Origin of the sequence: Nostoc sp. CHAB 5715 (assembly GCF_020829685.1) — a bacterium.
Taxonomy (GTDB): Bacteria; Cyanobacteriota; Cyanobacteriia; order Cyanobacteriales; family Nostocaceae; genus Nostoc.
Window position 1 is genome coordinate 1 of sequence record NZ_JAIVFR010000757.1, and the last position, 3,749, is coordinate 3,749.

General features: G+C 37.2%; 2 protein-coding genes. One reads left to right on the plus strand and one right to left on the minus strand.

Annotation, left to right across the window (positions count from 1 at the left end; all coding sequences use genetic code 11):
* Nucleotides 1–224: 224 nt before the first annotated feature.
* The gene (locus LC574_RS30665; RefSeq protein ID WP_229457364.1) at nucleotides 225–716 is read right to left on the minus strand and encodes a hypothetical protein; all 492 of its coding nucleotides are present in this window, start codon (nucleotides 714–716) and stop codon (nucleotides 225–227) included.
* A 1,653-nt stretch (nucleotides 717–2,369) separates the two neighbouring features.
* On the opposite strand from LC574_RS30665, the gene LC574_RS30670 reads away from it, so the two are divergent.
* Nucleotides 2,370–3,599: a sedoheptulose 7-phosphate cyclase gene (locus LC574_RS30670; protein ID WP_229457365.1), complete on the plus strand. Its 1,230-nt coding sequence runs from the start codon at nucleotides 2,370–2,372 to the stop codon at nucleotides 3,597–3,599.
* Nucleotides 3,600–3,749: the final 150 nt, after the last annotated feature.

A 3,749-nucleotide genomic window follows, 5' to 3' on the forward strand; every position in this document is an offset into this window, starting at 1 on the left:
TCTGAACTCCTTTGGTATCGATCGCGTTGCGGGTCGAGTCATATTTCAAAATAGCTGAAGTGCTTATTATATATACATTCTAGCAGTTTTTGCCCCCCGGGTTCTCTGAGTTTGTGAGAAATGCGGGATAAGGTATATTTAGCAAAAAGACGCAAAGAATTTCTTTGCGTCTGTGGCGTGAGATTTAGAAGTGGAAATTCTCACTGTTAGAATTCTCCATCTACTTAAAATTGCTCCCGCCAGCACCAGCTTAAAAGTGTGCCACCTGCCACCAGCTTAACTATTTCCAGTACCCAATAACTGCCGTGCAGTATATTCATTGTCGATGGAATAGCAGCAGCAGCTTCAAATAGGTTAAGTTGAACTCCTATAGCGCACATTTGCGGAGTTAAAAAATAGGTGTCAAGCACAGCTATAGTTAGCAGCAGCACAGATAAAACAATACTGCCAATACTCCAGTGATATCGGGTTTTGCTCAAAGCTAGTGCCCCAGTCAGGACTACAGCAGCAGATAATAATTCCATCCGATTGAAGTTCCAAAAAATCGTATAGCCTGCTGTCGTAAAACCAGCTTGGCTCATCATGCCAGAAAGATAAAGGCTAGGCATAATTACCCAGTCTAAAACTAGACTAGCACTGAGCCAAAAGCCCAAAGTCAATATGATGCCGGTTTGCCAAATTGGTCGCTTGAATTCAAAGTTAGAAATAGCAGTCATAAAATAATTGCGTGTGTTTATATTCTTAGTTTGTAACTTTACTAGCAGTTTGACAAGAAATATCAATTAACCTTTACAAAGCGATCGCTCTTAATAATTATGAACTCAATCCCAAGATTTTTTAAACTAAGTTGAGAAATATTAAGATTTTTTAAAAAGTAATTTATTTAAATAAATTTTGTCTGTAATAAATACTCAATTTTTTATATCGAAAGTAAGCGATCGCGCCAACTGGAATGATGAATAATAGGTTGAAGTTTAAATTGATACAGAGACAGTTTGCCAAAATCTTTAACTTGTTACAGCCTTCCGCCTTCTCATGTTGGTTTTCAAAAGTTTGTGGTTTACTGAACATTATCTGTTTTATACGCAGACATGAGTAATACAAAGTTGTCTTTAATCGTATTATTTGCTCAAGAGCCAGTCTAGTTGAGATTTTGATTCTAAATAAGATTAATTTTGGCAGTTGTTTTCATATCACATTCAAATAAATTAATTCCAGCCTTGTATAGAATATCTATCTTTAGACATAATTTTTAAAAAGTATTTTGTTATCCAGTACACTTCGCATGGTGGATTGACTTAAATCTATTTACATATGTTATGATTTTTATGGTTCTAATGTTATGATTTGTGTTGTAATTTTAATTTACCATTTGGTAAGTTATTTGCTAAATTAAGCTAAAATAACTTAATTTAGAATTTTCAAGACAATTCAAGCAAACTTAGAAATTTTTAACACACAACCGTTCCTTAAATAAAATTAAAGTTTTGTTACTAGTAACTCAGATATCTTTAAATTTTGAATTTTCAGGAGTTACTGAGGTAGGTATGTTGAATACTGAGCAGTAACTTGATTGAATGAAAAAGGAATTCCATTGTCATTCTGAATAGAGTGTAGTGAGTCATATTTGTTTTTAACCATTTTATGGTTTGAGACTAATGCTAAAAAACAGTTAGCTGAGGATTAATCATGCCTGTGATATCAAATGTCAGCCTGGAGATAGAAAATATGAGTAGTTTACTAAGATAGGACTTTTACAAAGTCTAATGGTCGGAAGTTGCTAGAGAGAAACATAGTGGAGTTAATAAAATTCAAATAAACTTCCTAAAAGTCCACTGATATTCTGAAGCAAATAGAATGTAGCGAGTTTAGCGATATAAGGTTTGATACTAATGCTAAAAAACAGCGAATTAACGATTAATCAAGGTTCCAATCTCAAATTGAAGCTAGGAGATAAACGATACGATCAGTTTTCTAGGCTAGAATTTTTGCGGAATCGTACAGTTGGAAAGCCACTAAAGTTAAACATAGTGGAATAAATCTCAATTAAGATAAACTTTCCTCTCACTAAAGTCAATAATCCCGAAACAAAGAGTGCAAGTATTATGGAAAAATCTTGCTAGTGGGACTAGTTTAAAGGCTAGCTTAAATTAGAGATTAGCCCACCTACAGAATTTACTCCAATGAATAGTGTTGTTTAATAACATTGCCAGTCAGAAATATAAGTAAGCTTTTTTATTGAAAGCTTATTTAATTGTGTCTTTAATCTCAAACGATAAAGAGCATTATATACTGCTGGTATACATTAGGGTAAATCGGAATTATTACCGAAATATCACATTTTTTTAATTGGAATAAGGTCAACACACATGAATAAAGTTCAAGCAACATTTGAAGCTACTGAAGCTGCGTTTCACGTGCAAGGTTACGAAAAAATCGATTTTAGTCTTGTCTATGTGAACGGTGCATTTGATATTAAAAACAGAGAAATAGCAGATAGCTATGCAAAATTTGGTCGCTGTCTGACTGTAATTGATGCCAATGTCCATGAACTTTATGGCGAGCAGATCAGGTCATATTTTAGACACTATGACATTGAACTAACAGTATTTCCCATCATCATTACAGAGCCAGCTAAAACCCTTGCAACTTTTGAAAAAATTGTTGACGCTTTTTCTGACTTTGGCTTAGTTCGTAAGGAACCAGTCTTAGTCGTCGGTGGTGGTCTAATTACTGATGTAGCTGGGTTTGCTTGTGCTTCTTATCGTCGCAAGAGTAACTACATTCGCATTCCTACCACTTTGATTGGTTTAATCGATGCAGGTGTAGCGATTAAGGTAGCAGTTAATCATCGCAAGTTGAAAAATCGCTTGGGAGCATATCATGCACCTTTGAAAGTGATCCTGGATTTCTCATTTTTGAAGACCTTGCCAACGGCTCAAGTTCGTAATGGGATGGCAGAGTTAGTGAAAATTGCTGTAGTTGCTAATTCTGAAGTCTTTGAACTGCTATACGAATATGGCGAAGAACTGCTTTCCACTCACTTTGGACACGTGAATGGGACACCGGAACTCAAAGAGATTGCCCATAAACTCAACTACGAGGCAATCAAAACCATGTTGGAGTTAGAGACTCCTAACTTGCATGAAATAGACCTCGATCGCGTCATTGCCTACGGTCACACTTGGAGTCCTACCCTAGAATTAGCACCTCACATACCCCTGTATCATGGTCACGCGGTCAATATAGATATGGCTTTGTCTGCAACCATTGCAGCACAACGGGGCTATATTCCAACAGCGGAGCGCGATCGCATCCTAGACTTAATGAGTCGTATCGGTTTATCACTCGATCATCCTCTATTAGATGGGGATTTGCTCTGGTATGCTACCCAGTCTATTAGCCTGACACGAGACGGCAAACAACGTGCAGCCATGCCTCGGCCTATTGGTGAGTGCTTCTTTGTCAACGATCTGACTCGTGAAGAACTGGATGCTGCCTTAGCTGAACACAAACGTCTTTGTGCTAAATACCCTCGTGGTGGCGAAGGGATTGATGCCTACATTGAAACTCAAGAAGCTCAACTCTTGGGGGTGTGAAGATATGACGAGTGTTTTAGGACGAGAGACTGCTAGACCAATAACGCCACACAGCATCTTAGTAGCCCAGCTACAGCAAACCCTCAAATTAGCACAAGAAAGCAACATTCCCATAGAGATATTAGATTCTCTGCGGCAGGGAGTTCAATT

Bases quoted from the DNA above. Each gene is read 5' to 3' on its own strand.
- LC574_RS30665 (WP_229457364.1), bottom strand. From the start codon at position 716: ATGACTGCTATTTCTAACTTTGAATTCAAGCGACCAATTTGGCAAACC.
- LC574_RS30670 (WP_229457365.1), top strand. From the start codon at position 2,370: ATGAATAAAGTTCAAGCAACATTTGAAGCTACTGAAGCTGCGTTTCAC.